Genomic DNA, 2,041 nt, shown 5'->3' on the forward strand with positions numbered 1-2,041 from the left:
AAGTCAATGAAATCAACGATCTACCAACACCACCTCCGCGCCAGTGCTAGCTTTTCGTACCGTCACTTATTGCACTGAAAACGAGGAGACCCCGAGTTCGCGGCCCTCACCGGTGTGCCCACCGACCAAGGCGCAGCCGGCGGCGTTGAGCACCTCGACCGCGCCGGTCATCATTTGCAGCAGCAGGTCTTCCACCTTGGATTCGAGGCCTGGCGGCACGGTGGCGATCGCTGTGGCGGACTGAGGCTCGGCACCCATGGCAAAGATGTCGCCCAACGCGTGATTGGCCGCCACCTTGCCGAACAGGTAAGGGTCGTCGATGAAGCTGCGAAAGAAGTCCACGGTGTGAACCATGGCCTTGCCCGGCGGCACGCGCACCACGGCGGCGTCGTCGGGCGAGTGAAGCCCGATCAGCACGTCGTTGCGCTCGACCGGTTGCAGGCTGCCGAGTGCGCGGGTCAGGATGCTGGCGCCCACCTTGGCGCCGCAACCACCACAGCGCATGGCAATGGCCGAGATGGCCTGGCGGGATTCTTCGGCGCTCAGCGCCAGGCTGCTGGCCGGTGCAGCCGAGGGGGCGGCACCGGGCGCCATGTCTGGCAGCTCGGTGAACTGGCGCATGAAGCGGCGATCGATCCAGTCCTTCCAGGACCAGACCCAGGTACCGGCGAAGCCGATGGAGCCGCGCGAGGCCACGGCGTATCGATTGCCGGTGGAGATCAGTGCCAGCCATTTGCGTTGCGGGTTGAAAGCCACCGTCGGCTGATCGCGCAGGCACAAGCGCAGGTTCTTCACCAGCGGTGGGCCCATGCGCACGGCAAACACACCGGCCTTCTCCAGCGGGCGGTTGGTGAACGAGGCCACATCCCCTGCGGCGAAGATTTTGGGGTCGTCCAGCGTCTGCAACCGGTCGTTGACTTTGACGAAGCCGTGTTCGTCCAGTGCCAGACCGGTGCCTTGCAGCCAGGCCGGCCCACCGGCTTGCGTGACCCACATCGTTTCGTCGGCATCGAAGGTTCGACCGTCGCGCGTGTGCAGGCAACCGGGCGCGACCTGATGCACCTCCGCACGCGTATGCACCGCGACGTGGCGCTCTTTGAGCACGCGGGCAAAGCGCGCGCGTACCCCGGCGTTGTGCGTCGGCAGGATGGAGTCGCCCGCCGTGAGCAACACAAAGTGCAGCCAATCGGGATTGCGCCCCAGCTTTTGCAGCTCGCTGCGCAGCCGGTACTGCATCGACAGCACCAGTTCAACCCCGCCCGCACCGCCGCCGACCACCGCGATCGTGAATCGATCGCGCAGCAGGCGCACGCGCTCGAGCAGATTCAGCCAGCGGAGGTTGAAGTGGGCGATGGGCTTCACGGGCACTGCGTGTGCTTGCGCGCCTTTCACCTGGCGCACATTGGGTGTGGAGCCGATGTTGATGGAGAGCAGGTCGTACGGCACCGAGGGCCGGTCCTTCATGAGCACACGCTGGTTGGACCGATCGAGGCCCGTCACTTCACCATGGATGAAGCGCGCTCCGGCAAACGAGGCCAGACGGCCCAGGTCGATGTGCACCTCGTCAAAGCTGTAGTGGCCCGAGATGTAGCCAGGCAGCATGCCGGAGTAAGGCGTGTCGATGTCGGTGCAGATGAGGGTGATGCGCAGGCCAGACTCGGGTTGCATGGCGAGCATGCGCAGCACGACAACGTGGCTGTGGCCCCCTCCGACGAGAACAAGGTCGCGCAGGATCGGTTGTTCGGAAACTTGCATGGAGGAAAGTTGAGTCGGTGAACGTCGAAGCCCTCTTCGGACGTTATGGGCCGTCATTTGAGCGGGATCGCGTCAGCCCGGCGCCCCTTGCCGGACCAAGCGGCTGCGGCCAAGCGAACGCCGCCCGTTGGTGCACCGACGACGCCGCCTGCGCTCAGGCGGTCAAACGGGCGTTTTGCGGGAACATGACTGCCCGTGCTTCGTCGTCCATCTCGGCCTTGAAAGCGTGCTTGGCCTTGAGAGCTTCGGCGCGTTGAGCTGCCGGGCGGGCGTTGACTTCATCGAG

General features: G+C 65.1%; 1 protein-coding gene and 1 pseudogene. Both read right to left on the minus strand.

All coding sequences use genetic code 11. From position 1 onward, the window contains the following. Positions 1-66: 66 nt before the first annotated feature. Complete coding sequence (selD, locus tag BLW02_RS19370) at positions 67-1,755, minus strand: selenide, water dikinase SelD (RefSeq protein WP_092701756.1); 1,689 nt, start codon at positions 1,753-1,755, stop codon at positions 67-69. 154 nt (positions 1,756-1,909) lie between these two features. After that, positions 1,910-2,041 (minus strand): annotated as a pseudogene (locus BLW02_RS19375) (glutathione S-transferase family protein); the annotation flags it as partial.

The sequence above is a fragment of the Acidovorax soli genome, assembly GCF_900107605.1.
Classification (GTDB): Bacteria; Pseudomonadota; Gammaproteobacteria; order Burkholderiales; family Burkholderiaceae_C; genus Acidovorax; species Acidovorax soli.

Coding starts and splice junctions, on each gene's coding strand:
- selD (WP_092701756.1), bottom strand. CDS start 1,755: ATGCAAGTTTCCGAACAACCGATCCTGCGCGACCTTGTTCTCGTCGGA.